Origin of the sequence: Streptomyces sp. SudanB5_2050 (genome assembly GCF_964272335.1) — a bacterium.
Lineage (GTDB): Bacteria > Actinomycetota > Actinomycetes > Streptomycetales > Streptomycetaceae > Streptomyces > Streptomyces rochei.
Genome location: NZ_OZ186760.1, coordinates 3837497 through 3861741, shown reverse-complemented (window position 1 = coordinate 3861741; position 24245 = coordinate 3837497). Strand labels below are relative to the sequence as shown.

Genomic DNA, 24245 nt, shown 5'->3' with positions numbered 1-24245 from the left:
CGCGCGGAGGGCCGGGCCCGCTCGCCGTCGCTATCGTCCGCCCATGCCGCTTCACGCAGGGGAGCACCGCGCCGGCCGGCGACGCGTGCCGGACCGGAGGTACCGCGCCGCCGGTCCGTACCGCTTCGCCGGGCGACGGCGCGCCGGCGGGCGGCACCGGCCGGCCGGGGCCCACCGCCCGTGGGCGGGCCGGGGCGCGCCGGACCGTCTGCGACTGCGGTTGTACGGACTCGTCGGTGTCGTGGTGTGCGCGGTCGTACTGCCGTTCGCGGTGGCGTCCGCGGGCCCCTCGGACGACGCGGCGGAAGCACCGGCGGCGGTACCCCTCCTCGCGCGCGGCGGCGACGGCGAGGCGCCCGACGAGGACCGTGCGGCCGGAGCCGCCGGGGCCGGGCGGCGCGGGACGGACGCGCACACCGGTCCGGCGTCCGACGGGGCCGAACCCCACCGCTCCCCGTTGCCCGCGGGACCGGCCACCGCGGTGCGCTGCGGACCCGAACTGACCTCCCCCGAGGGCGTCGAGGCCCAGACCTGTGTCCTCACCCAGGGCACCCGCACCGGCACACGGACCTGGGCGCGGACCTACTACCGCAACGCGACCGGAGACCCCCTGGAGGCCGTGCTCAGCCTCTTGGCGCCCGACGGGGGCAGTGTGCGGATGCGCTGCGCGGTCGGTGCGGAGGACGCGCCGGGCACCTGCGAGACGCCCAGGAAACCGGTGCGGGGCCGTCCCGCGGCGTACGCGGCGGTCGCCGAGTTCGCGGGCCGGGCCGGGTACGGGCCGCTGCTGCTGCGTACCGGGAGTAACGGGGGCGGCGGGGCGGCCGACGGCGGTGCCGGTACCCGTACCGGAGCCGGTGACGCCGACGGCGGTCCGGGCAACTGACCGTACGGAACGGGGAGTTGGCGGGCGGTCGCGGTGCGTGTGCGGCCGGCCGCATGGAAAGACCCGGTTGCTGGCGACGGGGGATGCACCAGCAACCGGGCTACTCGAACGGTAACAAGAGATCGGCGGTTAGCAAATTCGATCTCCTGTTTTCCGGTCATCGACTGGCCTGTTCGCGGCGGGAGTTGTGACCGGAGTCACGCGCCGGTCGGGCCGGGACCCCGGCTGACCGGTCGGTCAGCCGGGCGGACCGGGGCGCGAGCGGGTCAGCTGAGGGTGACCTGCCGGTTGGTCAGGCCGCCGCGTGCCCGGCGCTCGTCGGCGCTGAGCGGGGCGTCCGTCGCCAGGGCCTCGGCGAGGCGCTCGGCGAACTCGGCCGCCGGCTTCTCGATGTCCTGCGCCGTGACCTCGCTGGGCAGGTCCCACACCGGGACGGTGAGCCCGTGCGCCCGGAAGGAGCCGACGAGACGGGTGCCCTCGCCGAGCGACGACCGGCCGGCCGCGTGCAGCCGGGCGAGAGCGTCCAGAAGCCGCTCCTCCTCGTGCGGCATGACCCAGCGCAGGTGGTTCTTCTCCGGCGTCTCGCACCAGTAGGCGCTGTCCACGCCCTGGAGCCGGACGGTCGGGATGGCCGCGGCGTTGGCCCGCTCCAGGGAGGCGGTCACCTCCGGGGTGGCGTTCTCCGGGTCCGGCACCCAGAACTCGAAGCCCGCGTGCACCTCCGGCCGGAACGCGCCCTCGGGATCGAGCAGGTCCTGCAGCCGGGGACCGTCGGCCGGCGCGCGACGCCCCTGCACCGGGGTGCCCGGCTGGGCCGTCAGCGCCCGCCGGAGGGTGTCGGCGAGGTCGCGGCTGAGGTCGCCGGACGCCGTGTCGTTCTGCAGGCCGAGCAGGACGGAGCCGTCGTCGCGGCGCAGGGCCGGCCAGGCCATCGGCAGCACCGTGGCCAGGGTGACGGAGGGGACGCCCTCGGGCAGGCCGTCCTTCAGGGTCAGCTCGACGGTGGCCGCCGGGACCAGCTCGCGCAGGGCCACCCAGTCGCACTCGCCGGGAAGCCCTTCGAACGGGCGCTGCACCAGCTCGGTGGTGGCCTGTGCGGCGGCACGGCCGTGGCAGGCCTTGTAGCGGCGGCCACTGCCGCACGGGCAGGGCTCGCGGGCGCCGACCACCGGGAGTTCACCGTCGGTGAGCTGCGGCCGCCTGGCCTTCGTCTGGGGTCGCTTCTTGGCCATCGTGGGTGTCTCCCGGTTGCGGCTCCATCTCGTACGGGCGCGAGCCTAGCCGTTCCCGCCGCGGCTCACGGGACCCTGTGGACAAGGGGCCGACTGTGGAGGGCGCGGGCGGCGCCGGGCTTCGGGCGACGGCCCCGGATGGCCCCGGAGGGGGGTCCCGGGGGCCCGTGCGCGCCGGGGCGCGGCCCGGCGGGGCCCCAGGGCGGTCACCGGCACCGGCGTACGCCGAGGCCGGCGCGCGGACGGCGGCGACCCCGCGACGGCCCAGCGGTGGCCCCACGGCGACCCCGCGACGGCCCCACGGCGGCCCCACGGCGACCCCGCGACGGCCGCCGGTCAGCCCACGTCGTCGAAGGCGTCCGCGAAGTCCAGCCCGGGGATCTCCGACACCGCCGGTGCCGCGATCCGGGAGGCGAAGTCGTCCCGCCGGTGCCCGGCGTCGGGGTCGTACACGTCCTCGTGGACGACGACCCAGACCGTCACCTCTCCGCGGGCGTCGTCCCGCACACCCCAGTCGTCGGCCAGCGCGGTGATGATGTTCAGCCCGCGTCCGCCGTGCGCGGTGACCGAGGGGGTCGCCGGCGCGGGACGGGTCGGCCCGCCGCCGTCCGTGACCTCCACGAGGAGCCGCCCGGCGGCGTCCACCTGCCAGGCGGCGCGCACGTCGCCGTCCCCGGCCAGGGCGTCGCCCAGCGGCCGGCCGTGCTTGCACGCGTTGCTCAAAAGCTCCGAAAGGACCAGTACGGCGTCGTCGATGACCGATTCCGCCACACCGCCGCCGCGCAACTGCTCGCGCATCCGGCGCCGTGCCTTCCCCACGCCCGCAGGGCCATGGGGAACGGCCATGCTCGACGACGTGGGCACTTCCTGTGCCACCACCAACGCCACCCCCGAGACCTCCTTCGCCCCACGCCACGGTGTGGATGCCCTTCTGGCCTGAACCGGAAACCGGCCGGTCGCCGTCCAGTGACGCATTCGACACGGTCGAACACGCACCGAACGCGCCGGAGCACTCCCCGTAATCGTGTGGCTGGATTTCGTCGGTGTGGCCGACACCGGAGGATGGGGCAGCGGGGGCGCCGGGTCAAGGTTCCCGGACGAATCAGCGGCCGAGGTGGTCCAGCACCGCGCGCGGCCGGTTGGTGATGATGGCGTCGACTCCCAGGTCGGCGCAGAGATCGACGTCCTCGGGCTCGTTCACGGTCCACACGTGCACCTGATGGCCGGCTCGTTTCAGGCGCTCCACGTAGGCGGGGTGATTGCGCACGATGCGGATCGAGGGGCCCGCGATCCGGACACCGGCGGGCAGCCGGCCGTCGCGCAGCCGGGGCGAGACGAACTGCATCAGGTAGACGGTCGGCAGCGTCGGCGACGCTGCCCGCACCCGGTGCAGCGAGCGGGCCGAGAAACTCATCACGCGCACCGGGGACTCGGCGGCCGAGGCGGGGGCGTCCAGCCCGAACCGCTTCAGGAGCAGCAGCAGCCGCTCCTCCACCTGACCCGCCCAGCGCGTGGGGTGCTTGGTCTCGATGGCCAGCTCCACGCGCCGCCCGGCGTCGGCCACCAGCTGGAGCAGCCGCTCCAGGGTCAGCACGGAGGTCTCCTCCCGGTCCTCGGGCCGGTGTTCCCAGTCGGGCTGCTCGTCGCGCGTGCGCCAGAACTCCCGGGTCCGGCGGGCGCCGAAGTCGAGGGCGGCCAGGTCGGCGAGCTCCAGCGCGGAGACCGCGCCGCGTCCGTTGGACGTACGGTTGACGCGCCAGTCGTGCACGCAGACCAGATGGCCGTCCGCGGTCAGGCGGACATCGCACTCGAGGGCGTCCGCTCCGTCCTCGATCGCCTTCCGGTAGGCGGCCAGGGTGTGCTCGGGAGCATCCTCGGAGGCGCCCCGGTGGGCGACGACCTGAATCCGGTGCTGTCGTGCGTGGGTCACCGCGTCATGGTGCCACCGCGCGCGGGTATACGTGCCACGGAGCCGTCGAGGTCATCGCCACCACATCCGTTTAGTCTGAGATGTCTGACATAAAGGCCGTCCCCGGACCCACAGCAACCGCTTATGGTGCTCTGACGGCCCGTGGGAAAAGCTGATGGCATACGAAAACACCGCACATCCGCGCTGCTCCGGTCGGGAAGCAGCCGTGGGCCGGAAGACCGCCGTGGAACGAGGAGAGAAGCTGTGAGCACCGAGAACGAGGGCACCGCGGTACCCCCGGCCCCGTCCGCGCCTCCCGTGCCGGTGGACTCTCCCGCAGCCTCCCCGCAGCCGCCCGCGCACCACCCGGACGCCCGGCCGCCGTCGGCCCCGGCCTCCCCGGCGCCGCAGGACGGTCAGGCGTCCACCGCCGACGCCGGGGCGCCGCACCCGCCCCACCCGTCGTCCGCTGCCGCCCACGATCCGGCGGCTCCCCAGGGGCCCGGCGTGACGCACAGCGCCCCGGACGCCTCCTGGCCGCCGCCCCCGCCGCCGGGCACTCCCTCCTACGGCGACGGCGGTCACGGCGGCGCTCAGTACGGTGACGGCCAGTACGGCGGTGGTCAGTACGGCGGCAGCGGGGGTCAGTACGGCGGCGGTGGCTGGGGCGCCTCGTACCAGCCGCCCGCTCCGAAGGCGGGCCGCGGCCGCGGCGGACTGGTCGCCGCGCTCCTGATCGCCGCGCTGGTGGCGGGCGGGCTCGGCGGCGGCCTCGGGTACACGCTGGCGAAGAACAACGACGAGTCCGGCTCCACCACGGTCTCCGCCTCCGACACCGGCGGCTCCGTCAAGCGCGACGCGGGCACGGTGGCCGGCGTGGCCGCCGGGGCGCTGCCCAGCACGGTCACCATCCAGGCCGAGGGCAGCAACGGCGAGGGCGGCACCGGCACCGGCTTCGTCTTCGACAAGCAGGGCCACATCGTCACCAACAACCACGTGGTGGCGGAGGCGGTCGACGGCGGCAAGCTCAGCGCGACCTTCCCGGACGGCAAGAAGTACGAGGCGAAGGTCGTCGGTCACGCCCAGGGCTACGACGTGGCGGTCATCAAGCTCGAGAGCGCCCCCTCGGACCTCAAGCCCCTCCCCCTCGGCAACTCCGACAAGGTGGCCGTCGGCGACTCCACGATCGCCATCGGCGCCCCCTTCGGGCTGTCCAACACGGTGACCACGGGCATCATCAGCGCCAAGAACCGCCCCGTGGCCTCCAGCGACGGCAGCGGCAGCAGCAAGGCCTCCTACATGAGCGCCCTGCAGACCGACGCGTCGATCAACCCGGGCAACTCCGGCGGCCCGCTCCTCGACGCCCAGGGCAACGTCATCGGCATCAACTCCGCCATCCAGTCCACGAGCAACGGCGGCTTCGGCACCGGCCAGGCCGGTTCGATCGGCCTGGGCTTCGCCATCCCCATCAACCAGGCCGAGTTCGTCGCCAAGCAGCTGATCAAGACCGGCAAGCCGGTGTATGCCAAGATCGGCGCCTCCGTCTCCCTGGAGGAGACGGCGAACGGCGCCAAGCTCACCGAGCAGGGCGTGAACGGCTCGGAGCCCGTCGAGCCGGGCGGCCCCGCCGCCGACGCCGGCCTCAAGCCCGGCGACGTCATCACCAAGCTCGACGACCGCGTGATCGACAGCGGCCCGACCCTGATCGGCGAGATCTGGACCCACAAGCCCGGCGACGAGGTCACCGTCACCTACGAGCGCGGCGGCAAGGAACGCACCACCCAACTCACCCTGGGCTCCAAGGTCGGCGACGACTGACCCCACCCCCCACGCGCCGACCCGCTACCCTGGTCCCGCGCCGCCGATCACGAGCGGCGCGGGGTGGGTTGCCCGAGCGGCCTAAGGGAACGGTCTTGAAAACCGTCGTGGCGCAAGTCACCGTGGGTTCAAATCCCACACCCACCGCAGTGAGTTGACGGCCCCCGACCAGGTACGACGGTCGGGGGCCGTCGGTGTGTCCGGGTCGGGCGGGGCGGGGGCCGTCAGGGGCGGTGGCCGGTGAGGCGGGCCGCGGAGGCGATGGTGGCGCGGGCCTCGCGTTCGGTCAGGCCGGTGTCGAGGGCCGCCTCGACCAGGGGGTCGACCAGGGCCGCCCCGAGGCCGTCCTCGTAGGCGCGGCAGGCCGCCCAGAACAGGCGGGTGTTGCGCTGGCCCTCGTGGGCGGAGCGGACGAACTGGACAAGTCCGCGACCGTGCGCGTCGGTCGCGGTGTGGGCGGGGGCGGGCCGGTGCGGGCGGCGTGGCGGCGGGAGCAGCAGGCGCAGGAGGGCGGGCGGGCAGGCCGCGGGGGCGAGGTGGTCCGTGCCGGGGGCGGCGGTGTACGCGCCGTGCCGGGTGCGTGAGCCCGGACCGACCAGGTAGCCGCCGGCGCCGCGGATGTCGATGCCGGGGGCCAGGCGGCCCGCGGAGTTCGGGACGACGACGTCGGGCGGGCCACTCAGCCACAGGTGGCGGCCGCCGCTCGGGGTGAGGACGACGACCGTGGGCGGGATGGTGAACAGGTGGCGCAGGGCCAGTTCGCGCAGGGCGGTCGGGGAGTCCGTCTCCGACGTGGTGTCGAGGTCCACGCCGATGAGGTGGTGCGGGGGCAGACCGCAGGCGATGCCGTAGCCGGTGGCCCAGGGGGCGGCGGCGAACAGCTCGCGGATGCGGGCCGGGTCGGTGGAGGCGTCGTAGACCCCGTGGCCGGGGCGGCCGCACTCGCCGTGGCAGGGGGCCGGGGCCGGGGCGTCGCGGTGGGGGGAGCGGAGGGCCGGGAGCTTCGTCCGGGACAGGGGGATGACGGCCAGACCGCGTTCGGCGGCTGACAGGGCGTGTGCGAGGGCCAGCGTCGTGGCCTGCCGGTCGGTGGTGGCCATGGGTCTAGTTTCGTACGTGCGTTCGAAAAAGGGAAGGGTGGGCGGGAGCGACGCGCCGGAGGGCCGGGCGTGGGCGGAAAAAGTGCCGGAACGCTTCACCTCTTGCGGCGCTTGGGGTGGAGATGTCCGTAGCTGCCCTGGCCTGGGAGGGAAGGGAAGCAAAGGGGTTTATCGACTTGTCATCACGCTTGAGAGCGAATCGGATCTTCCGGGGTGGTTCGCCGGGGTTCGGTGGGCAATTCTGATCACGCGACGTCGTGCACAGCGTCGAGGCGGTCGGCCAACTGCCTCGGCACCGGATCGAGTTCAGAACCGCTTCACGCAACTTCACGCAGGTCCAGGCAGCTTCACGTACTTATCGCGCCTTCGGCTGACAGCCGGTGCGCACGTGTTCTGGAGGAAAAACATGGCAAGCATCCGTACCGCCCGCGTCGTCGCCGCCGTCGCCGCCCTCCCGCTCGCCGCCGCTCTCTTCGGTGGCATCGCGACGGCGGACAACGGCGCCCTCGCGGACGACGGATCGAACGCGACCGCTTCGGAGGCCTTCGCCGGCATCCTCGGCAGCGGCGTCGGTGGGGACAACAACGGCAACTCGTCCACCACCCAGCAGCAGGCGGTCGGCTCGGGGGCCTCGAACCAGAGCAACACCGCGCAGGTCGACGGTTCCGCGTTCACGGCGATCAACCAGGGCAACGAGAACGTGGCCGTCAGCTTCTCCCCGCTGTGGTGGTGAGCTGAGGGGCCGGGAGCGGGTGCGCTCCCGAGCCCGGCCCCTCAGTGACCGTGCGGGTGTGCTTCATGGGGTCGCAAGGCGTCTGGGCGGCGGTGGACCGGTTCTTCCGGTACCGCCGCCCAGGCGTTTTCACGTGTGCGGGGTCCTCGGACGGCCCGGGGCGGCGGGGCTCCCCCAGGGGTGAACCCGCAGTACCCCTCCTCCCCTCGTCCACCTACAGGAGGTGCACCCGGCACCACCCCTACAACCTGAGGCGGACGCGGCTTCGGGACCTGCGGCCGATCCGCGGGGCGGCCCCTCGCTCATAGCGTTGAGTCATGACCACACCCGTCTGCACCAGCGCTTCGAACGCCGCCACCGCCACGGCCCCGGCCAGGGTTCCGGCCAGGGCCACGGCACGGACGCAGACCTTCCCGTACCCGTCCTTCTCGTCGTACGTGAAGGCCCGCCGGCCGGTGCTGCTGCGCACCGCCCGGTCGCTCACCGCGAACCCGAGCGACGCGGAGGACCTGCTGCAGACCGCGCTGACCAAGACCTACGTGGCCTGGGAGCGCATCGAGGACCACCGCGCCCTCGACGGCTATGTGCGCCGGGCGCTGGTGAACACCCGGACGTCGCAGTGGCGCAAGCGCAAGGTCGACGAGTTCGCCTGCGACGAGCTGCCCGAGCCGGAGCCCGTGCCGGCCGGGGACGACCAGGCCGAGCGCCAGGCCCTGCACGACGCGATGTGGCGGGCGATCATGAAGCTGCCCGCCCGGCAGCGCGCGATGGTCGTCCTCAGGTACTACGAGGACCTCAGCGAGGCCCGGACGGCCGAAGTGCTCGGTGTCTCGGTGGGCACGGTGAAGTCGGCGGTGTCCCGGGCGCTGGGCAAGCTGCGCGAGGACCCCGAGCTGGGTTTCGTCCGGTCCTGAGCGCTCCGCGGGACGACCCCCGCGGAGCGGCGCCCACTGATCGATCACCCGGGAGTAGTGACATACCGCGTGGTATGTGCGCAGAATCAGCGCAACCCTTGCCGCCGCGTAGGCAATGTCGCCCCGGGAGGACACCGTGCTGAGCACGATGCAGGACGTACCGCTGCTGATTTCCAGGATCCTGGCCCACGGGTCGACCATCCACGGCAGCTCTCAGGTGACCACCTGGACCGGTGAGGGCGAGCCGCACCGCCGCTCCTTCGCCGAGATCGGCGCGCGTGCCGCACAGCTGGCGCACGCCCTGCGCGAGGACCTCGCCGTCGGCGACGACGAGCGCGTGGCGACCCTCATGTGGAACAACGCCGAGCACGTCGAGGCGTACTTCGCGATCCCCTCGATGGGCGCGATCCTGCACACCCTCAATCTGCGCCTCCCGCCCGAGCAGCTGGCCTGGATCGTCAACCACGCCGCCGACCGCGTCGTGATCGCCAACGGCTCCCTGCTCCCGCTGCTGGCCCCGCTGCTCCCGCACCTGAAGACGGTCGAGCACGTCGTCGTCAGCGGCCCGGGCGACCGCTCCCTGCTGGAGGGGGCCTCGGTCCGGGTGCACGAGTACGAAGACCTGATCGCCGGGAAGCCGACGGCCTACGACTGGCCCGAGCTGGACGAGCGGGCCGCCGCCGCCATGTGCTACACCTCCGGCACCACCGGCGACCCCAAGGGCGTCGTCTACAGCCACCGTTCCATCTACCTGCACTCCATGCAGGTCAACATGGCCCAGTCGATGGGCCTGACCGACGAGGACACCTCGCTGGTCGTGGTCCCGCAGTTCCACGTCAACGCCTGGGGACTGCCGCACGCCACCTTCATGACCGGCGTGAACATGCTGATGCCGGACCGCTTCCTGCAGCCCGCCCCGCTCGCCGAGATGATCGAGGGCGAGAAGCCGACCCACGCCGCCGCCGTCCCCACCATCTGGCAGGGACTGCTCGCCGAGCTGACCGCCAAGCCGCAGGACGTGTCCTCGCTCACCCAGGTCACCATCGGCGGCTCCGCGTGCCCGCCCTCCCTGATGGAGGCGTTCGACGCGCTGGGCATGCGGGTCTGTCACGCCTGGGGCATGACGGAGACCTCCCCGCTCGGCACGGTCGCCCGCCCGCCGGCCCACGCGATCGGCACCGACGAGGAGTTCGCCTACCGCCTCACCCAGGGCCGCTTCCCGGCCGGCGTCGAGGCCCGCCTCACCGGCCCCGGCGGCGAGCGCCTGCCCTGGGACGGCGAGTCCGCCGGTGAGCTGGAGGTGCGCGGCAACTGGATCGCCGGCGCCTACTACAACGGCCCGGGCGCCGAGCCGCTGCGTCCGGACGACAAGTTCAGCGAGGACGGCTGGCTGAAGACCGGCGACGTCGGCACCATCTCCCCCGACGGCTTCCTCACCCTCACCGACCGCGCCAAGGACGTCATCAAGTCCGGCGGCGAGTGGATCTCGTCCGTCGAGCTGGAGAACGCGCTGATGTCCCACCCGGACGTCGCCGAGGCCGCCGTCGTCGCCGTCCCCGACGACAAGTGGGGCGAGCGTCCGCTGGCCACCGTGGTCCTCAAGGAGGGCGCGCGCGTCGGCTTCGAGGAGCTGCGCGCCTTCCTCGCCGAGGACGGCAAGATCGCCAAGTGGCAGCTCCCGGAGCGCTGGACGGTGATCGAGGCGGTGCCGAAGACCAGCGTCGGCAAGTTCGACAAGAAGGTGCTGCGCAGGCAGTACGCCGAGGGCGGGCTGGACGTCACCCGGCTCTGACCGGCGCGGACGGCTTCACGCCGGGGGCGGCCGCCGGGGGCGGCCGCCGGGGGCGCCCCCGGCGCGAGGCCGGCGGGCTGCCGTGCGTCTCCCGGCCGCCCGTCGCCCGCCGGCCGCCGTTCGCCGCTCGCCGGCCGCGCGTCTCCCGGCCCGCTGCTGGGCCGGGGGCTCCCGCCGCCTGCCGGGCCGCGCGGCTCCCGCTCCCTGCCGGGTCGCGGGCCTCCCACCCGTCGCCGGGCCGCGGGCCTCCACGCGCTGCCGGGCCGCAGGTCTCTCTCCCCGCCCGGCGGTCACACCTCACCGCTCACGCCGGACCGCCGTCACCGCCCACCCCAGCACCAGCCAGACCCCCGCCACCGCGCAGACCCCGCCCCAGCCCCAGTGGCCGTACGCGGGGCCCGCGAGGGCCGAGGCGAGGGCGCCGCCCGCGAAGCCGGAGACGACGTACGCGGTGTTGGCGGTGGCCGGGGCGGAGGTGGTGGTCAGGGCGAGGGTCTGGTTGGCGACGTGGGAGGCGACCAGCGCGGCGTGCACCAGGACCGCCGCCGCGCACAGGGCCGCCATCACCTGCCCGCCCAGCCAGAACAACGGCACCGACACGGCCGCGACCAAATACGCGGACCGCACGACCTTGGCGGCCCCGAACCGGTCGACCAGGCCGCCCGCGAGCGGTGCGACGACGCTCGCCGCCAGCCCGAACAGGCCGAACAGCCCGGCCGCCGCCGTGGTCATGCCGTACCCGTCGTCACCGGCGAGGAGCAGCGCCAGCGAGGTCCACAGAGCGCTCCACGCGCCGTACATCCCCGCCTGCCGCACACACGCCCGCCACAGGTCCGGCGAGTGCCGCACCACCCCGGGCAGCGCGGCCAGACCCGCGAACAGCGGGCCCCGTCGCCGCGGGCGCTCCACGGGCAGGACGTACGCGGTCGCCAGTCCCAGGACGGCCGTCAGGACGGCGGCGCCCACGAACACCGAGCGCCAGCCGAAGGCCTGCCCGGCCAGTCCGCCCAGCACCCGGGCCGCCACGACGCCGGTGAACAGGCCCGCGACGACGGCCGCGACGTGGCGGGCCCGCCGGTCCGCGGGGGCGCGCTCGGCGACCAGCGGCACCAGGAGCTGCGGTACGACGGTCGCCGCCGAGGCGACCAGGACCGCCGCCGCGAGCGCGCCGGTCCCGGCCGACGCGGCACCGGCGACCAGGGCGGCCGCCGCCACCAGCGCCAGGACGCCGACCAGACGGCGCCGGTTCACGCTGTCCCCGAGCGGGGCGAAGAACAGCAGCCCGGCGGCGTACCCGAGCTGCGCGACGGAGGCCAGCCAGGCCACCGCCGAGGGGGTGGAGCCGAAGTCGTGGGCGATGAGGGGGAGCAGCGGTGCCGCGAGGTAGATGTTGGCGGCCGTGACGGCGGTGCACACCGCGATCAGGGGGAGGAAGAGACGGGAGACGCGGGCGGCGGGTCCCTCCGGTGCGCCGCGGGTCGTGCTCTGCGGCGTGGTCCCGGTGGCGGCTGACGGTGACGACATGAGCGGAGCTACTCCCTAGAGCGTGCGCCAAGTAATAACCAACTAGTTGGTTGCAGACAACTCGTGGAGTCTGCTCGACATTCCCGCATGCTGTCAACCAAACGGTTGGTTATGGCTCGAGCCCCGCTACCCTGTCCCTATGGCAGCAAGGGACCCCGAGGCGACCAAGGCCCGGATCTTCGAGGCGGCGGTCGCCGAGTTCGCCCGCCACGGCATCGCCGGCGCCCGCGTCGACCGCATCGCGGCCGAGGCCAAGGCCAACAAGCAGCTGATCTACGCCTACTACGGCAACAAGGCCGAGCTGTTCGCGTCCGTCCTCGAGAAGAAGATGGTCGACCTCGCGATCTCGGTCCCCGTCGACCCGGACGACATCGAGGGCTGGATCGACCGGCTGCTGGACTACCACGCCGCCCACCCCGAGCTGCTGCGCCTCCTGTTCTGGGAGGGCATGGAGTACGGCACCGCCGAGCTGCCCCACGAGGCCGAACGCCAGGACCACTACGCCCGCAAGGTCGCCGCCGTGCGGGACGGGCAGCGGCGCGGCGTGGTCACCGACGCCGTCCCGGCGCCCGACCTGCTCTTCCTGCTGGTCGCGATGGCCAACTGGGCCTCGGTGATGCCGCAGATGAAACGCATCCTGGTCGGCGGGGAGGACGCCGACGCCGACCGCCTGCGCTCCTCGATCAAGAGGGCGGCCCGCCTGATCGTCGACGGCTAGGGCGGCCCTCCCGCGCGAACGGGCCGGGACCGGGGGCCTCAGTTGGTCCCGATCCGCGCCAGCAGCTCGACGATCCGGGACTGCACCTCTCCGCTGGTGGAGCGCTCCGCCAGGAACAGCACGGTCTCGCCCGAGGCCAGCCGCGGCAGGTCGGCCTGGTCGACGGCCGCGGTGTAGACGACGAGCGGGGTGCGGTTGAGCTGCCCGTTCGCGCGCAGCCAGTCGATGATCCCGGCGTGTCCCTCCTGGCGCCGCTCGATCTGCATCAGGTCCATCACGACGAGGTTGGGCCGGAACTGTCCCGCCAGCGCCACCGCGTCGGCGTCGCTCGCCGCCCGCGCCACCTGCATCCCGCGCCGCTCCAGCGTCGAGGTCAGCGCCAGCGCGATCTCCGCGTGCTCCTCGATCAGCAGGACGCGCGGCGGGTGCTGCTCGCTGTCGCGCGGGGCGAGCGCCTTCAGCAGTACGGCGGGGTCGGCGCCGTAGGCCGCGTCGCGCGAGGCCTGTCCGAGCCCGGCCGTGACCAGCACCGGCACCTCGGCGGCCACCGCGGCCTGGCGCAGCGACTGGAGCGCCGTACGGGTGATCGGCCCGGTCAGCGGGTCCACGAACAGCGCGGCGGGGAACGCCGCGATCTGCGCGTCGACCTCCTCGCGCGAGTTCACGATCACCGGCCGGTAGCCGCGGTCGCTGAGCGCCTGCTGCGTGGAGACGTCCGGTGCGGGCCACACCAGCAGCCGGCGCGGGTTGTCCAGCGGCTCCGGGGGCAGCTCGTCGTCCATCGGCTGCGGACGCGGCGGGTCGGCGACCTCCACGGCGCCGCCGGGACCGTCCAGCGGCTCGGGGCCCTCGGCGGCGTTCCGGTCCGGGGCGCCTATGGCGTAGGACCGTCCGACGCCCTCCGTCCCCGGCGCCCGCCGCGGCTGACCACCGGTCAGGGTCGGCTGCTCCTGGGGCTGGGGGCGTCCCGCGCCCGGGGACTGCTCCGGGCCCTGCGGCTGGGGCTGGGGCTCCGGCCGGTTCGGCGACTGCGCGGCGGCGGGCTGGTCGGGGGACGGGTGGGGCCGGGCCGTCTGGTCCGCGCGGGCGGCCGCCGGTTCGGGCGGCGTACCCAGCTTGCGGCGCCGGCCGGAGCCGCCCGGCTGGTGCGGGGCGGGGGTGGCCGAGGGCTGCTGCACCTGGACGGCCTGCCGGTTGAAGGGCACGCCCTGGCCCAGCGTCCGCACGCTGATCGCCCGTCCCTGGGTCGAGTTCGGGTCGACCGGGGCGGACGCCTCGGCGGGCAGCGGTTGTGCGGTGCGCGGGGCGGGAGGGTTCTCGGGCGGCAGCGGGGTGCCCCGGCTCGGCGTGGACACCGGGACGTCCTGCGTCGGCGTCGGCGCCGGTGCCGGGGGCACGGGGGGAGTCCCGGGGCCGGTGGCGCCGTCGGACGGTGCGGGCGTGCTCGCGCCCGGCGCGGCAGGGGACGGCACGGGGGTGCCGGGTGCCGGCGCGGCGGCGTTCGCACCGGCGCCCGGCACGTCCGCGGCGGCCGCGGGCCAGGGCTGCGGGGCCGGCGGGGCAGGGATCGGCTGGGCGGGGTGGGGCTGCCCGGGGGCGGGGTGACCGGCGGGGGTCTGCCCGGGGGCGGGCGGCCCGGGGACGGGAGGGGCACCCTCGGCACGCGCGCCGGCGGTCCCGGGCACCCCGGCACGGGCGGCGTCGGCCGATGCGGGGGTCCCCTGACCGGGGGCGTCCTGCGCAAGCGGGGGCGCGCTCTGGACACCCTGGGCGGCAGCCGTCGGCGCCGGGCCGCCCTGCGGAACCTGCGTCGGGGGTCCGGTCTGCGGAACCTGCGGAGGGGGCCCGGCCTGCGGAAGCGGGTGCCCCGCCTGGGCGGGAGCCGCCGGCGCCGGACCGCCCTGTACCGGGCCGCCCTGTACCGGACCGCTCTGCGTCGGACCCCCCTGTACTGGCCCGCCCTGCGGCGCCCCGCTCATCGTCGCCTCCGTCTGCGCGGCAGCCCCGGCCCGGCGGCGCCGTCCGGTGGGCGCCTCGGCCGGGTGCGGCTGCGGCGGAGTGTGGTCGTCGGCCTGGTCGTGCGGCACGGCGTCGTGCCGGCCGTCGTCGACGAGGGCGTCACCGGCCGGCGCCGGTGCGGGCCCGTGCCCAGGGACCTGCGCGGGCACCCGGACCTGCCCCTCCGGTGCCGGTGCCGAGGCAGGTGCCGACGACGCCGGCGGCGGCGCCGTGGCGCCCACGGGCTCCGTCGCTCCCGTCACGCCGTGCGGCTGGGCCGGGGCGTCGGACGGGCGGTCGGCGTCGGCGGGCGGCAGGGCGAACACCTGGCGCGGTGCCGCCTCCTGCGCGGCGGCGCGCTCGTTGGCGGAGGCCAGGGCACGCCGCCGACGCCCGGTCGGCCGGTCCTCGCCGGGCGGGTCCGTCTCACCGGCCTGCGCGGGCAGGGCCGGGGGCAACGCCTGCTGCGCGGCACCGTCGCGCCGGGCACGCCGCCCGGACGGCGCGGGCACGCCCTGCGGCGGTACGGTCCCGCCCAGACCGGTGTTGGAGGCGGCGGCCCCTCCACCGTGTTCGCCGGCCATGACGACGGCGCCCTCGGAGACCCCGGCGGGCGGCACCGGCCGCTGCGCGACGTCCGCGTCGGCTCCCGCGTCCTCCGCCGGGCGACCGCGTCGGCGCCCCGTGCCGCCGGACCCCTCACCGGGACCGGCCTGTGCCGGGACCGGCAGCGGCGCGGAGGAGACCTGGGCGGCCGGCTCCTGTCCCGCCGGTGCCGAGGACGGCTGCGCGCCCTGGTCCGGCGCCTGGGCCGCACGCCGCCTGCGCCGTCCCGTGGGAGCGGTCGCCGTGCCCTCGGGACCGGCACCCGGCCCGGCGTCCTCGGGCGCCGCGCCCGTGACCTCGCTCTCCAGGAACGCGTCGACGGACGACCGCCGCGCACGCCGTCGTCCGCCACCGGAAGCCGCTTCGGCACCCGCGCCCTCGGGGCCCGGCGCCGGCGCCGGCTCGGACGCCGGACCCGGGTCCGTGACGGCCCCCGCCCCGCCCCCGATCGGCACCTCCAGCACGTACGCGCTGCCGCTCATCCCCGGCACCTCGTGGGTCTGCAGCACACCGCCGTGCGCCCGCACGATCCCGCGCACGATCGGCTCGTGCACCGGGTCTCCCCCGGAGTACGGCCCGCGCACCTCGATGCGTACGACCTCGCCGCGCTGCGCCGCCGCGACCACGACGGTGTTGTCCAGGTAGCCGCCGGTCGCCGACACGGGCGAGTTGCCGGTGGCGTCGACGCCCGCGACGTCCGCGACGAGGTGCGCGAGGGCGATGGCGAGCAGCCGGTGGTCGACCTCCGCCTCGATGGGCGGCGCGTGCACGGCGAACTGCACCCGGCCCGGACCGATCAGTTCGACGGCGCCGTCGACACCGGAGGCGACGACCGCGTCGAGCATGACCTTGGTGCGGGCGACGTTCTCGTTGCCCACGTCGAGGCGCTGGTAGCCGAGGACGTTGTCGATGAGCGTGGTGATGCGCGAGTAACCGGCCGACAGGTGGTGCAGCACCTGATTGGCCTCCGGCCACAACTGCCCGGCGTCGTCCGCCGCCAGCGCGGCCAGCTCCCGGCGCAGTTCGTCCAGGGGGCCGCGCAGCGAGCCGCCGAGGAGGGTGAGCAGCTGCTCGTGCCGGGCGGCGAGGGCCTCGTAGCGGTCCTTCTCCCGTTCACCGAGCGCGGCGTAGCGGTCCGCGTCGGCGGCCACCTCCTCCGCGTGCTTCTCCCGCAGCTCCTCCAGCTCCGTGACGTGCTGCTGGCGCAGCGCGGTCAGCTCGGAGGCGTGCTCCTCGGCGAGGCGCTCCAGTTCCTCGGCGTGCCGCCGCTCCGCCTCCTCGTGCTCCTTGACGAGCGCGTCGTAGGGGCGCCGGTCGGTGAAGGTCATCACGGCGCCGACGAGCTGGTCGCCGTCGCGCACGGGAGCGGTCGTCAGGTCGACCGGCACCTGGTCGCCGCTCTTGGAGAACAGCACCTGCCCGCGCACCCGGTGCTTGCGCCCGGAGCGCAGCGTGTCGGCGAGCGGCGACTCGTCGTACGGGAAGGGGGAGCCGTCGGCCCGCGAGTGCAGGACGAGGGTGTGCAGCTCGCGGCCGCCGAGGTCACTGGCGCGGTAGCCGAGTATCTGGGCGGCGGCCGGGTTGACGAGGACGATCCGCCCGTCGGTGTCGGTGCCGACGACGCCCTCGGCGGCGGCCCGCAGGATCATCTCGGTCTGCCGCTGCGAACGGGCGAGTTCGGCCTCGGTGTCGACGGTGCCGGAGAGGTCGCGGACGACGAGCATCAGCAGTTCGTCGCCGGTGTAGCCGTAGTTGTCGTAGGCCTGCTGGCCGGTCTCCAGGTTGGCGCTGGTGACCTCGACCGGGAACTCGGAGCCGTCGGTGCGGCGGGCGATCATGCGCCGGGGCTTGGTGCGGGCCCGCGGGTCGATGTGGTCCGGCCGGCGCATCGACCCGGGGATGAGCCGGGAGTCGAACTCCGGCAGGAGGTCCAGCAGCCCGCGCCCGACCAGCGCGGTGCCCGGCGTCTCGAACGCCTCCAGCGCGATGGTGTTGGCGTTGACCACGGTGCCGTTGGCGTTGACCAGGACCAACGCGTCGGGCAGCGCGTCCAGTATGGCTGCGAGGCGAGCAGCGCCTCGGGATGGCCTGCTGCTCACGAGACGCTTCCCTCCTGTTACCGCACCTTGCCGACCGCCTGGGCCATCTTGCCAACCGGCCCGCGACGTGTCACGCGAGGGAGTCTAAGGGTTGGGGCCCGGCGGGCGGTGCGGGACGGGACGGAGGTCGCACGCGGGACTGACGTAGAACGTGTGACCGAGGTCCCCGCGCTCCGCCCTCGTCCGTCGCCCGGGGCGGGGCCGGCTACGACCCTCCCGGCGCCGTCACCTCGGGCAGCAGCGGCACCATGCGGTCCCAGCGGGAGATCTCGCAGCCGTCGCGGCGGTCGTAGGTGACGTCGACCGGGCGGCCGGCCCAGGTGCCCGTGACGTGCGCGGTGGCCGGGCCGCCGTACTGCATGGTGCAGACGCTGCCCTCGGGCACCGGCGCGAAGGCGTCCTGTCCCCAGCGGGTGTCCCGCTCGACGACGGCACACGCGCCGGCCGGGTCGGGGTGGGTGCCGCCGGCGGGGGCGCAGGACAGCTCGTACGTCCCGTCCAGGTCCGCGCCGGCGTCCCGGACGGTGACGGTCAGGTGGTCCGTGGCCGGGGCGCCCGGGCCGACGGCCGGTGCCGGGGACGGGAGGTGCGGGCCGGCTGCCGCGGCCGGGTGCGCGGACAGGGCGGCGAGGCTCGCGACGGACAGGGCGGCGGCGCCGAGGAGGCGCGCGGCGGGGAGTCGGGTGACCTGCAACATGACCTGACTAACGCGCCGGCCCGCCGGACGTTGCGCGGCCGGCCGGCCGGGCGCCCGCGCACACGCCGTGAGGCGTCGTAAGGCTTTGCCCTGCGGCCCGCCCGCCTAGTACCGTAGGGGTCGATTGGTGACAGCGCGCTCTACTGTGTCATCATCGGCACGCACCACTCGCGCTCGCACGCGAGGGGTGAGGTTGTCTGGAGGCGTCGCCTAGTCCGGTCTATGGCGCCGCACTGCTAATGCGGTTTGGGTTTTAAAGCCCATCGAGGGTTCAAATCCCTCCGCCTCCGCACCGAACACCGAAGCCCCGGCCCACTCGGCCGGGGCTTCGGTGTTTTCGCAGGTCACAAGGGGTGTGGCCAATGGATTTCACATGACGGCGGCAGTCATGTAATGTTCTTCCTGTCGCCGCGAGCGGGCCGGAAGGGCCGGGAGCGGCGGTAGAACTGAAAAGACAAGCACTCGTAGCTTAACGGATAGAGCATCTGACTACGGATCAGAAGGTTGCAGGTTCGAATCCTGCCGAGTGCACAGTGAGCCAGAGGCCCCGGAGAAATCCGGGGCCTCTGGCGTTCCCGTGACAGGTGTTCCGATGGCCGCCGACGACGGCGCCCGGACCGGGCGCACCTGCGGTGGCTCGGTCCGGGCGATCAGCAGCCAACGGTCAGCGGTCTGCAGTCATGCGGCGGCGTGCGGCGAGGACCGCGCCCGCGCCCAGTGCCACGGCCACGGCGCTCGCGGCGCCGAGCGGGGCCAGCGCCGGGGAGGTGCCGGTCTGGGCGAGGGTGCCCCCGGTGGCGGCGGTGGTGCCGTAGGTGCCGGTGCCGGCCGTCCGGGTCGTCGGTGTCGTCGGCGTCGTCCGTGCCGTCGTCACCGGCTGTCCGGCGGCGCCGCCCTGGGGGGTGGTGCCCGGCCCGGCGGTGGCCGGTCGCTGGTCGTCGTCCTTGCCGGTCTGCCCGGGGTCGGCGTCGTCGACCGGGCCGGGGTCGCTGCCGGCGGGCAGGAGTTCGAAGTCGTAGCGCTTCATCGGGCCCAGGACGCAGGGCCGGTACGCGCTGGAGGCGTCGGCGGCGAACAGGGCGAAGGCGCCGGCGGACGCGGCATCGGGGGCGACGGTCATGCGCAGCTTCACGTCGCTGCGCTCGCCCGGCGCCATGGTGTCGATGTGGGCGATGTGCTCCGGCTCGTCGCCGTTCAGGGCGTGCCAGCCCGAGCCGTTGGACCACTCGACCGCCAGCCGGCTCTTCTCGCCGCCGCGCTCGCCGTCCACGTGGACGAAGGCCAGCGGGTCCACGGTCAACGTGCGCTCGGTCCCGTTGGTGACGCGCAGGGTGAAGTCGACGGTCGTACCGGCGACGACCTCGGACGGCAGTCCCACCGCCAGTGAGGTCAGCCCGGTCTCGCGGACGCACTCCTCGGCGGTGCCCAGCGCTTCCTCGGCGGCCTCCTTGGCCGCGAGCGCGTCGTCGAGGGCCTTCTTGAGCACGCTGTACTCGCGCACCGCCGCCACCCTGGCGTCGTCCAGCGCGGTCCGGGCCGCCTCGGCCGCGGCGTCGGCCTTCTCCTTGGCCTCGACCGCCTTCGCGAGGTCGGCCTCGGCCGTCTCGAGGGCCTTCTCGGCCTCGGCCTTCTCGGTCTCGCCCTGGGCGGCCTCGACCGCGGCCTCGGCGTCCCGGACGGCCTTCTCGGCGGCGGTCTCGGCGGCGGCGGCCTCCTCGGCCGCCTTGTCGGCGGTGATCGTCGCCGCCTTGAGCGGGTGGGTGTCGGAGTCCAGCGCCTCCAGCGTGGCCTTGACCTTCTCCTGGCCCTCCTCCTTGGCGGCCAGGGCCTTCTCGTACGCCTTCTGCGCGTCGGCGGCGGCCTTCTTCAACTCCGCGTACGTCGGCTGGTTCTGCGTCTGGGCTGCGGGTGCCCCGGCGGCGAGTGCCGGAGCGGCGGTGAACAGGGCGACGGGCGTGGTCACCGCGACGGCGACGGCCACGGCGAGGGAACGGCGGAGCCTCACGGATTGCCTTTCATGGGGCAGTGACAGTGGGGGCCGGCTGCCGGAGGAAATGTGCAGAGGGCAGCCTGAACATGTGACGAGTCTATGATCAACAGGCGTGCGCGTGCCGGGGAATACGGCGGCACAGGTCTGTTGCAGGCTCGTCGCAAGGCCGCACCGCGCGGTGATGTCCGCCCCGACTGTGTCTAGGGTGTGCCCATGTTGCGACGACGCGTCTCCATATCCGACAGGCCGACCGCCACCCGGCCGAGCCTCGACGGAGGCATCCGGTGAACAAGCCGCTGAGGGCCGTGGCGATCTTCTGCGGGCTGCTGGTGCTCGGCCTGCTGATCCGCGCGAACTGGCTGCAGTACGTCCGGGCGCCGGAACTCGCCTCCGACACCAAGAACCGGCGGGTGCAGATCGAGCAGTTCTCCACCCCGCGCGGCGACATCATCGTCGGCGGACGGGCCGTCACGGGCTCCACCGAGACCGAGGGCGACCTCAAGTACAAGCGCACCTACGTCAACGGGCCGATGTACGCGCCGGTGACCGGATACGCCTCGCAGGCCCAGGGCATGACGCTGCTGGAGAAGACCTACGACGGCATCCTGACCGGCAAGGACGACCGGCTGGCGTTCCAGCGGTTCGCCGACATCGTCAGCGGCGAGGGCCGGCGGGCCGGTTCCGTGGTCACCACCATCGACCCGAAGGCGCAGAAGGCCGCCTGGGACGGGCTGACCGACCTGAAGGGCGCGCGGGGAGCGGTCGTCGCGCTGGACCCCCGTACGGGCAAGGTGCTGGCGCTGGTGTCGGCGCCCTCCTACGACGCGTCGACGTTCTCCGGCGGCACCTTCAACGAGTCCGACCGCTTCGTCGCGCTCGGCAAGGACAAGAGCAAGCCGCTCGCCAACCGCGCCCTGCGCGAGACCTACCCGCCGGGCTCCACCTTCAAGATCCTCACCGCGGCGGCCGCGCTGGAGCACGGCGTGGTCAGCGACGTCGACGCGCGCTCGGACGCCGAATCGCCGTACAAGCTGCCGCAGTCGACCAACAAGATCGGCAGCGAGGCCGGTGACGCGGTCTGCAACAAGGCCTCGATGAAGGTCGCGATGCAGCACTCCTGCAACAACGTCTTCCTCGACGCCGCGGCCGAGCTGGGCCAGGACAAGATGCGCGAGACGGCCGAGAAGTTCGGCTTCAACGAGGACGTCTACTCCGAGGAGTTCGGCGACCTGCTCGCCACCAAGAGCCTCTACCCCGAGGACCTCGACAAGCCGGGCACCGCGCTCACCGGCATGGGACAGGGCAGCCTGACCAGCACGCCGATGCAGATGGCGATGGTCACCGCCGCGCTGGCCAACGACGGCAAGCTGATGCAGCCCTACATCGTCGACGAGGTCAAGGGACCGGACCTCGGCACGCTGGAGAAGACCGAGCCCGCGGTGATGAGCGAGGCGGTGTCCGCCGAGACCGCGCAGAAGGTCCAGCAGATGATGGAGTTCACCGCCAAGGAGGGCAGCGCCAAGCGCGCCCTGATCGACGGCATCACGGTCGGCGGCAAGACGGGTACCGCGCAGCGCGGTGTCGACGTGGACGACGAGGTGCCGTACGGCTGGTTCGTCTCCTACGGCAAGAAGGACGACGGGTCCTCCGTCGCCGTGGCCGTCTTCATCGACCCGACCGACATGGACATCTCCCGTGCGGACATCTCCGGTGGCCGCCTCGGCGCGCCCATCGCCCGCAAGGTGATGGAGGCGGTCCTGAAGCCGTGAGGCGGGAAGGCGGGGCGGTCAGGACCGGGCGGCGTCGTACGCCTCGCGTGACCGCTCCACCGCCGCCATCCGGCGCTCCGTCCAGCGGGCGAGGCCGCGGACCTGTTCGGCGGCCTCCCGGCCGAGGCCGGTGAGGGAGTAGTCCACGCGGGGCGGGATGACGGGCCGGGCGTCCCGGTGGACCAGGCCGTCGCGCTCCAGGGTCCGCAGGGTCTGCGCCAGCATCTTCTCGCTGACCCCGCCGATCTCCCGGCGCAGCGCGCCGAACCGGTAGGGCCGGTCCAGCAGGGCGATCAGGACCAGGGTGCCCCAGCGGCTGGTCACATGCTCCATGACCAGGCGCTCCGGGCAGGCCGCGTCGCTTCCCATCATGCTCATACCGTACGTCGAGGCGGGCACTGACCTCTGGTGAGTGCCCGCCTCGGCGTCGCCCGGGGGCGCCCGGGTGCGTCCGGGCTCGGCCGTGTTGTCAGTGGTGCCCCCTACGCTCGGCAGGGATGGCACAGACGTGGAAGTGCTCGGGGCTGCGGTGGGCGGCGGACGGCCCCGTGCTGACGTGGGTCGGGGGGCGGCACAGCGCGCTCGTCCGGGGCGGGAGGGTGGCCTTCGGCGTCGCCGAGGGGGGTGTGCGCACCTGTGTGGGGGCGCGGGGGCACCCGTGTCCGCTGCGGGCCGGCGTGTCGGGGCGGAGCACCGGGGCGCGGTGCGAGGAGTGCGCGCGGCTGGACCGGGCGCACTCCGTGGCCGCCGACACCAGGGCGGACGATCCGCGGCCGTACCGCGTCTATCTGGCGTGGTTCGGCCCGGGCCTCGTCAAGGTCGGGATCACCGCGTACGAGCGGGGTGCCGCCCGGCTGCTGGAGCAGGGTGCCGTCTGCTTCAGCTGGCTGGGTCACGGGCCGCTGATGGCCGCCCGGCGGACCGAGGAGCTGCTGCGGGCCGCGCTGGGGGTGCCGGACCGCATCCCGTACGCGCACAAGCGGGCGGTGCGGGCCGGGCTGCCCCGGTCGCCGCGGGAGCGGGCGGCCGAGATCGCGGAGCTGCACGCGCGGGCGGTGGCGCTCGGCGGCCGGCCGGAGTCGTTGACGCCGGCGCCGTTCCGGGGCGTGGACCACGCGGCCGTCTTCGGCCTGGCGGAGGAGGGGGCAGGCGGCCCGGGCGCCGTCGGGGAGGTGACCGGGCTGGTGGCGGGCGGTGCGATCGGGGGCGAGCTGGTGGCCGCCGCGGGGCCCGATCTGCACCTGGCGACGGAGCGCGGGGTGGTCGTGCTCGACACGCGGCTGATGACCGGGTGGGAGCTGGTGCCGACCGAGGGGGAGCCGTGCGCCGTGCCCGTGCGGGAGTTCAGGGACGCGGCGGCCGGGGTGCAGGACGGTCTGTTCTGACCCCTTGTCCCCGGGGCGCGCCGGGCGCGATCGTGGCGTCATGAGTGATCACGAGGCCGGGCGGGTCCGCCGGTTCTGGGAGGGGCTCGGGCTGCCCGGGCTGGTCGACGTGCACACGCATTTCATGCCCGAGCGGGTGCTGCGCAAGGTCTGGGCCTACTTCGACGCGCTCGGGCCGCTGACCGGCGGCGTCGCATGGCCGATCACCTACCGGCAGGAGGAGGACGAACGCGCCGGGCTGCTCCGGGAGTTCGGGGTACGGGCCTTCACGGCCATGCTCTACCCGCACAAGGCGGGCATGGCCCGGTGGCTGAACGACTGGGCGGTGGACTTCGCCCGCCGGACACCCGACTGCCTGCACACCTCCACCCTCTTCCCCGAGCCGGGCGTCGAGTCGTACGTCCGCGAGGCCGTCGAGGCGGGGGCGCGGGTCTTCAAGGCGCATGTGCAGGTGGGGGCGTACGACCCGGCCGACGAGCTGCTCGACCCGGCGTGGGGCGTGCTCGCCGAGGCGGGGACACCGGTGGTGATCCACTGCGGTTCGGGACCGGCGCCCGGCAAGCACACCGGGCCCGAGCCCGTCGCCCGCGTCCTGGCCCGCCACCCCCGGCTGCGGCTGGTCGTCGCGCACCTCGGCATGCCCGAGTACGAGGACTTCCTGGACCTCGCCGAGCGGTACGGCGAGGTGCGGCTGGACACGACCATGGCGTTCACGGACTTCAGCGAGCGGCTCGCCCCCTTCCCCCGCCGGGCGCTGCCCCGGCTGGCGGACCTCGGCGACCGCGTCCTGCTCGGCTCCGACTTCCCCAACATCCCCTATCCCTATCTGCACCAGCTGCACGCCCTGGAACGGCTGGAGCTGGGGGACGAATGGCTGCGCGGGGTGTGCCACGACAACGCGGCCCGGCTGTTCGGCCTGCCCGGGCGCTGACGGCGGCCGCCGGGTGATGACGGCGCCCCGGGTGCCGACGGCGGCCCCGGGTGCCGACGGCGGCCGGCCGTGCCCGTGAGGCCGCTGTGGGTTTCTCAGAGAAATCACAGCTTGGGGAAAGGACCCTCTCAGAGCGCCCCGCCA

At 74.4% G+C, this 24245-nt stretch carries 18 protein-coding genes and 3 tRNA genes; 12 read left to right on the top strand and 9 right to left on the bottom strand.

Annotated features, from left to right (window positions below):
• Window positions 1-43 precede the first annotated feature (43 nt).
• Window positions 44-886, top strand: coding sequence for a hypothetical protein (locus tag ACFZP7_RS17220; RefSeq protein ID WP_385634738.1), 843 nt, complete (start codon window positions 44-46; stop codon window positions 884-886).
• A gap of 266 nt (window positions 887-1152) precedes the next feature.
• On the opposite strand, the gene ACFZP7_RS17215 is transcribed toward ACFZP7_RS17220, so the two are convergent.
• From ACFZP7_RS17215 to ACFZP7_RS17205, 3 genes are all read right to left on the bottom strand, one after another.
• Window positions 1153-2118 (bottom strand): DUF5926 family protein, encoded by a 966-nt coding sequence (locus ACFZP7_RS17215; protein ID WP_385634737.1) that lies wholly within the window; start codon window positions 2116-2118, stop codon window positions 1153-1155.
• Window positions 2119-2454: 336 nt separating this feature from the next.
• Complete coding sequence (locus tag ACFZP7_RS17210) at window positions 2455-3093, bottom strand: ATP-binding protein (RefSeq protein ID WP_037899749.1); 639 nt, start codon at window positions 3091-3093, stop codon at window positions 2455-2457.
• 127 nt (window positions 3094-3220) lie between these two features.
• The gene (locus ACFZP7_RS17205; RefSeq protein ID WP_125773146.1) at window positions 3221-4048 is read right to left on the bottom strand and encodes a glycerophosphodiester phosphodiesterase; all 828 of its coding nucleotides are present in this window, start codon (window positions 4046-4048) and stop codon (window positions 3221-3223) included.
• Between the two features lie 243 nt (window positions 4049-4291).
• On the opposite strand from ACFZP7_RS17205, the gene ACFZP7_RS17200 reads away from it, so the two are divergent.
• Together ACFZP7_RS17200 and ACFZP7_RS17195 are read left to right on the top strand one after the other, a co-directional pair.
• Window positions 4292-5845: a S1C family serine protease gene (locus ACFZP7_RS17200; RefSeq protein ID WP_385634736.1), complete on the top strand. Its 1554-nt coding sequence runs from the start codon at window positions 4292-4294 to the stop codon at window positions 5843-5845.
• Between the two features lie 62 nt (window positions 5846-5907).
• A tRNA-Ser gene (locus ACFZP7_RS17195) sits at window positions 5908-5992 on the top strand.
• Window positions 5993-6069: 77 nt separating this feature from the next.
• Here the strand turns inward: ACFZP7_RS17195 and ACFZP7_RS17190 are convergent.
• Window positions 6070-6945 carry a bifunctional DNA primase/polymerase gene (locus tag ACFZP7_RS17190; protein WP_385634735.1) on the bottom strand — a complete coding sequence of 292 codons (876 nt, stop codon included), beginning with the start codon at window positions 6943-6945 and terminating at the stop codon, window positions 6070-6072.
• 406 nt (window positions 6946-7351) lie between these two features.
• Between ACFZP7_RS17190 and ACFZP7_RS17185 the strand changes: the two genes are divergently transcribed.
• The 3 genes from ACFZP7_RS17185 to ACFZP7_RS17175 all read left to right on the top strand — a co-directional run bounded on the left by ACFZP7_RS17185 (window position 7352) and on the right by ACFZP7_RS17175 (window position 10384).
• Complete coding sequence (locus tag ACFZP7_RS17185; RefSeq protein ID WP_086878792.1) at window positions 7352-7678, top strand: hypothetical protein; 327 nt, start codon at window positions 7352-7354, stop codon at window positions 7676-7678.
• 317 nt (window positions 7679-7995) lie between these two features.
• Complete coding sequence (locus ACFZP7_RS17180; protein ID WP_019324622.1) at window positions 7996-8592, top strand: SigE family RNA polymerase sigma factor; 597 nt, start codon at window positions 7996-7998, stop codon at window positions 8590-8592.
• 115 nt (window positions 8593-8707) lie between these two features.
• A complete protein-coding gene (locus ACFZP7_RS17175) occupies window positions 8708-10384 on the top strand; it encodes a long-chain fatty acid--CoA ligase (protein ID WP_385634734.1) in 1677 nt (558 codons plus the stop codon).
• 297 nt (window positions 10385-10681) lie between these two features.
• Here the strand turns inward: ACFZP7_RS17175 and ACFZP7_RS17170 are convergent, their stop codons facing one another.
• The gene (locus tag ACFZP7_RS17170) at window positions 10682-11908 is read right to left on the bottom strand and encodes an MFS transporter (RefSeq protein WP_125537830.1); all 1227 of its coding nucleotides are present in this window, start codon (window positions 11906-11908) and stop codon (window positions 10682-10684) included.
• A gap of 139 nt (window positions 11909-12047) precedes the next feature.
• Between ACFZP7_RS17170 and ACFZP7_RS17165 the strand changes: the two genes are divergently transcribed.
• Window positions 12048-12626: a TetR family transcriptional regulator gene (locus tag ACFZP7_RS17165; protein ID WP_385634733.1), complete on the top strand. Its 579-nt coding sequence runs from the start codon at window positions 12048-12050 to the stop codon at window positions 12624-12626.
• A gap of 38 nt (window positions 12627-12664) precedes the next feature.
• Here ACFZP7_RS17165 and ACFZP7_RS17160 read toward each other — a convergent pair whose 3' ends face one another.
• Entirely contained in the window at window positions 12665-17329 is a 4665-nt protein-coding gene (locus ACFZP7_RS17160; RefSeq protein WP_385634732.1) for a PAS domain-containing protein, read from the bottom strand.
• Window positions 17330-17534: 205 nt separating this feature from the next.
• Window positions 17535-18026: an SSI family serine proteinase inhibitor gene (locus ACFZP7_RS17155; protein ID WP_046250538.1), complete on the bottom strand. Its 492-nt coding sequence runs from the start codon at window positions 18024-18026 to the stop codon at window positions 17535-17537.
• A 199-nt stretch (window positions 18027-18225) separates the two neighbouring features.
• Between ACFZP7_RS17155 and ACFZP7_RS17150 the strand changes: the two genes are divergently transcribed.
• Both ACFZP7_RS17150 and ACFZP7_RS17145 read left to right on the top strand, forming a co-directional pair.
• A tRNA-Ser gene (locus tag ACFZP7_RS17150) sits at window positions 18226-18316 on the top strand.
• 168 nt (window positions 18317-18484) lie between these two features.
• Window positions 18485-18557 (top strand) — tRNA-Arg (locus ACFZP7_RS17145).
• Window positions 18558-18690: 133 nt separating this feature from the next.
• Here ACFZP7_RS17145 and ACFZP7_RS17140 read toward each other — a convergent pair.
• Window positions 18691-20031: a hypothetical protein gene (locus ACFZP7_RS17140; protein WP_385634731.1), complete on the bottom strand. Its 1341-nt coding sequence runs from the start codon at window positions 20029-20031 to the stop codon at window positions 18691-18693.
• A gap of 269 nt (window positions 20032-20300) precedes the next feature.
• Between ACFZP7_RS17140 and ACFZP7_RS17135 the strand changes: the two genes are divergently transcribed.
• Entirely contained in the window at window positions 20301-21785 is a 1485-nt protein-coding gene (locus tag ACFZP7_RS17135; RefSeq protein WP_019324595.1) for a penicillin-binding protein 2, read from the top strand.
• 18 nt (window positions 21786-21803) lie between these two features.
• Here the strand turns inward: ACFZP7_RS17135 and ACFZP7_RS17130 are convergent, their stop codons facing one another.
• A complete protein-coding gene (locus ACFZP7_RS17130) occupies window positions 21804-22163 on the bottom strand; it encodes a helix-turn-helix domain-containing protein (protein ID WP_029393043.1) in 360 nt (119 codons plus the stop codon).
• A gap of 119 nt (window positions 22164-22282) precedes the next feature.
• Between ACFZP7_RS17130 and ACFZP7_RS17125 the strand changes: the two genes are divergently transcribed.
• Together ACFZP7_RS17125 and ACFZP7_RS17120 are read left to right on the top strand one after the other, a co-directional pair.
• Window positions 22283-23170, top strand: a complete 888-nt coding sequence (locus ACFZP7_RS17125; protein WP_162602197.1) for a DUF2797 domain-containing protein — start codon at window positions 22283-22285, stop codon at window positions 23168-23170.
• Window positions 23171-23210: 40 nt separating this feature from the next.
• Complete coding sequence (locus ACFZP7_RS17120) at window positions 23211-24101, top strand: amidohydrolase family protein (RefSeq protein ID WP_019324592.1); 891 nt, start codon at window positions 23211-23213, stop codon at window positions 24099-24101.
• Window positions 24102-24245: the final 144 nt, after the last annotated feature.

What these genes read in the sequence shown, in the direction of transcription:
- ACFZP7_RS17220 (WP_385634738.1), top strand. Translation starts at nt 44, where the DNA reads ATGCCGCTTCACGCAGGGGAGCACCGCGCCGGCCGGCGACGCGTGCCG.
- ACFZP7_RS17215 (WP_385634737.1), bottom strand. Translation starts at nt 2,118, where the DNA reads ATGGCCAAGAAGCGACCCCAGACGAAGGCCAGGCGGCCGCAGCTCACC.
- ACFZP7_RS17210 (WP_037899749.1), bottom strand. Translation starts at nt 3,093, where the DNA reads ATGCGTCACTGGACGGCGACCGGCCGGTTTCCGGTTCAGGCCAGAAGG.
- ACFZP7_RS17190 (WP_385634735.1), bottom strand. Translation starts at nt 6,945, where the DNA reads ATGGCCACCACCGACCGGCAGGCCACGACGCTGGCCCTCGCACACGCC.
- ACFZP7_RS17185 (WP_086878792.1), top strand. Translation starts at nt 7,352, where the DNA reads ATGGCAAGCATCCGTACCGCCCGCGTCGTCGCCGCCGTCGCCGCCCTC.
- ACFZP7_RS17180 (WP_019324622.1), top strand. Translation starts at nt 7,996, where the DNA reads ATGACCACACCCGTCTGCACCAGCGCTTCGAACGCCGCCACCGCCACG.
- ACFZP7_RS17175 (WP_385634734.1), top strand. Translation starts at nt 8,708, where the DNA reads ATGTCGCCCCGGGAGGACACCGTGCTGAGCACGATGCAGGACGTACCG.
- ACFZP7_RS17170 (WP_125537830.1), bottom strand. Translation starts at nt 11,908, where the DNA reads ATGTCGTCACCGTCAGCCGCCACCGGGACCACGCCGCAGAGCACGACC.
- ACFZP7_RS17165 (WP_385634733.1), top strand. Translation starts at nt 12,048, where the DNA reads ATGGCAGCAAGGGACCCCGAGGCGACCAAGGCCCGGATCTTCGAGGCG.
- ACFZP7_RS17155 (WP_046250538.1), bottom strand. Translation starts at nt 18,026, where the DNA reads ATGTTGCAGGTCACCCGACTCCCCGCCGCGCGCCTCCTCGGCGCCGCC.
- ACFZP7_RS17130 (WP_029393043.1), bottom strand. Translation starts at nt 22,163, where the DNA reads ATGAGCATGATGGGAAGCGACGCGGCCTGCCCGGAGCGCCTGGTCATG.
- ACFZP7_RS17125 (WP_162602197.1), top strand. Translation starts at nt 22,283, where the DNA reads ATGGCACAGACGTGGAAGTGCTCGGGGCTGCGGTGGGCGGCGGACGGC.
- ACFZP7_RS17120 (WP_019324592.1), top strand. Translation starts at nt 23,211, where the DNA reads ATGAGTGATCACGAGGCCGGGCGGGTCCGCCGGTTCTGGGAGGGGCTC.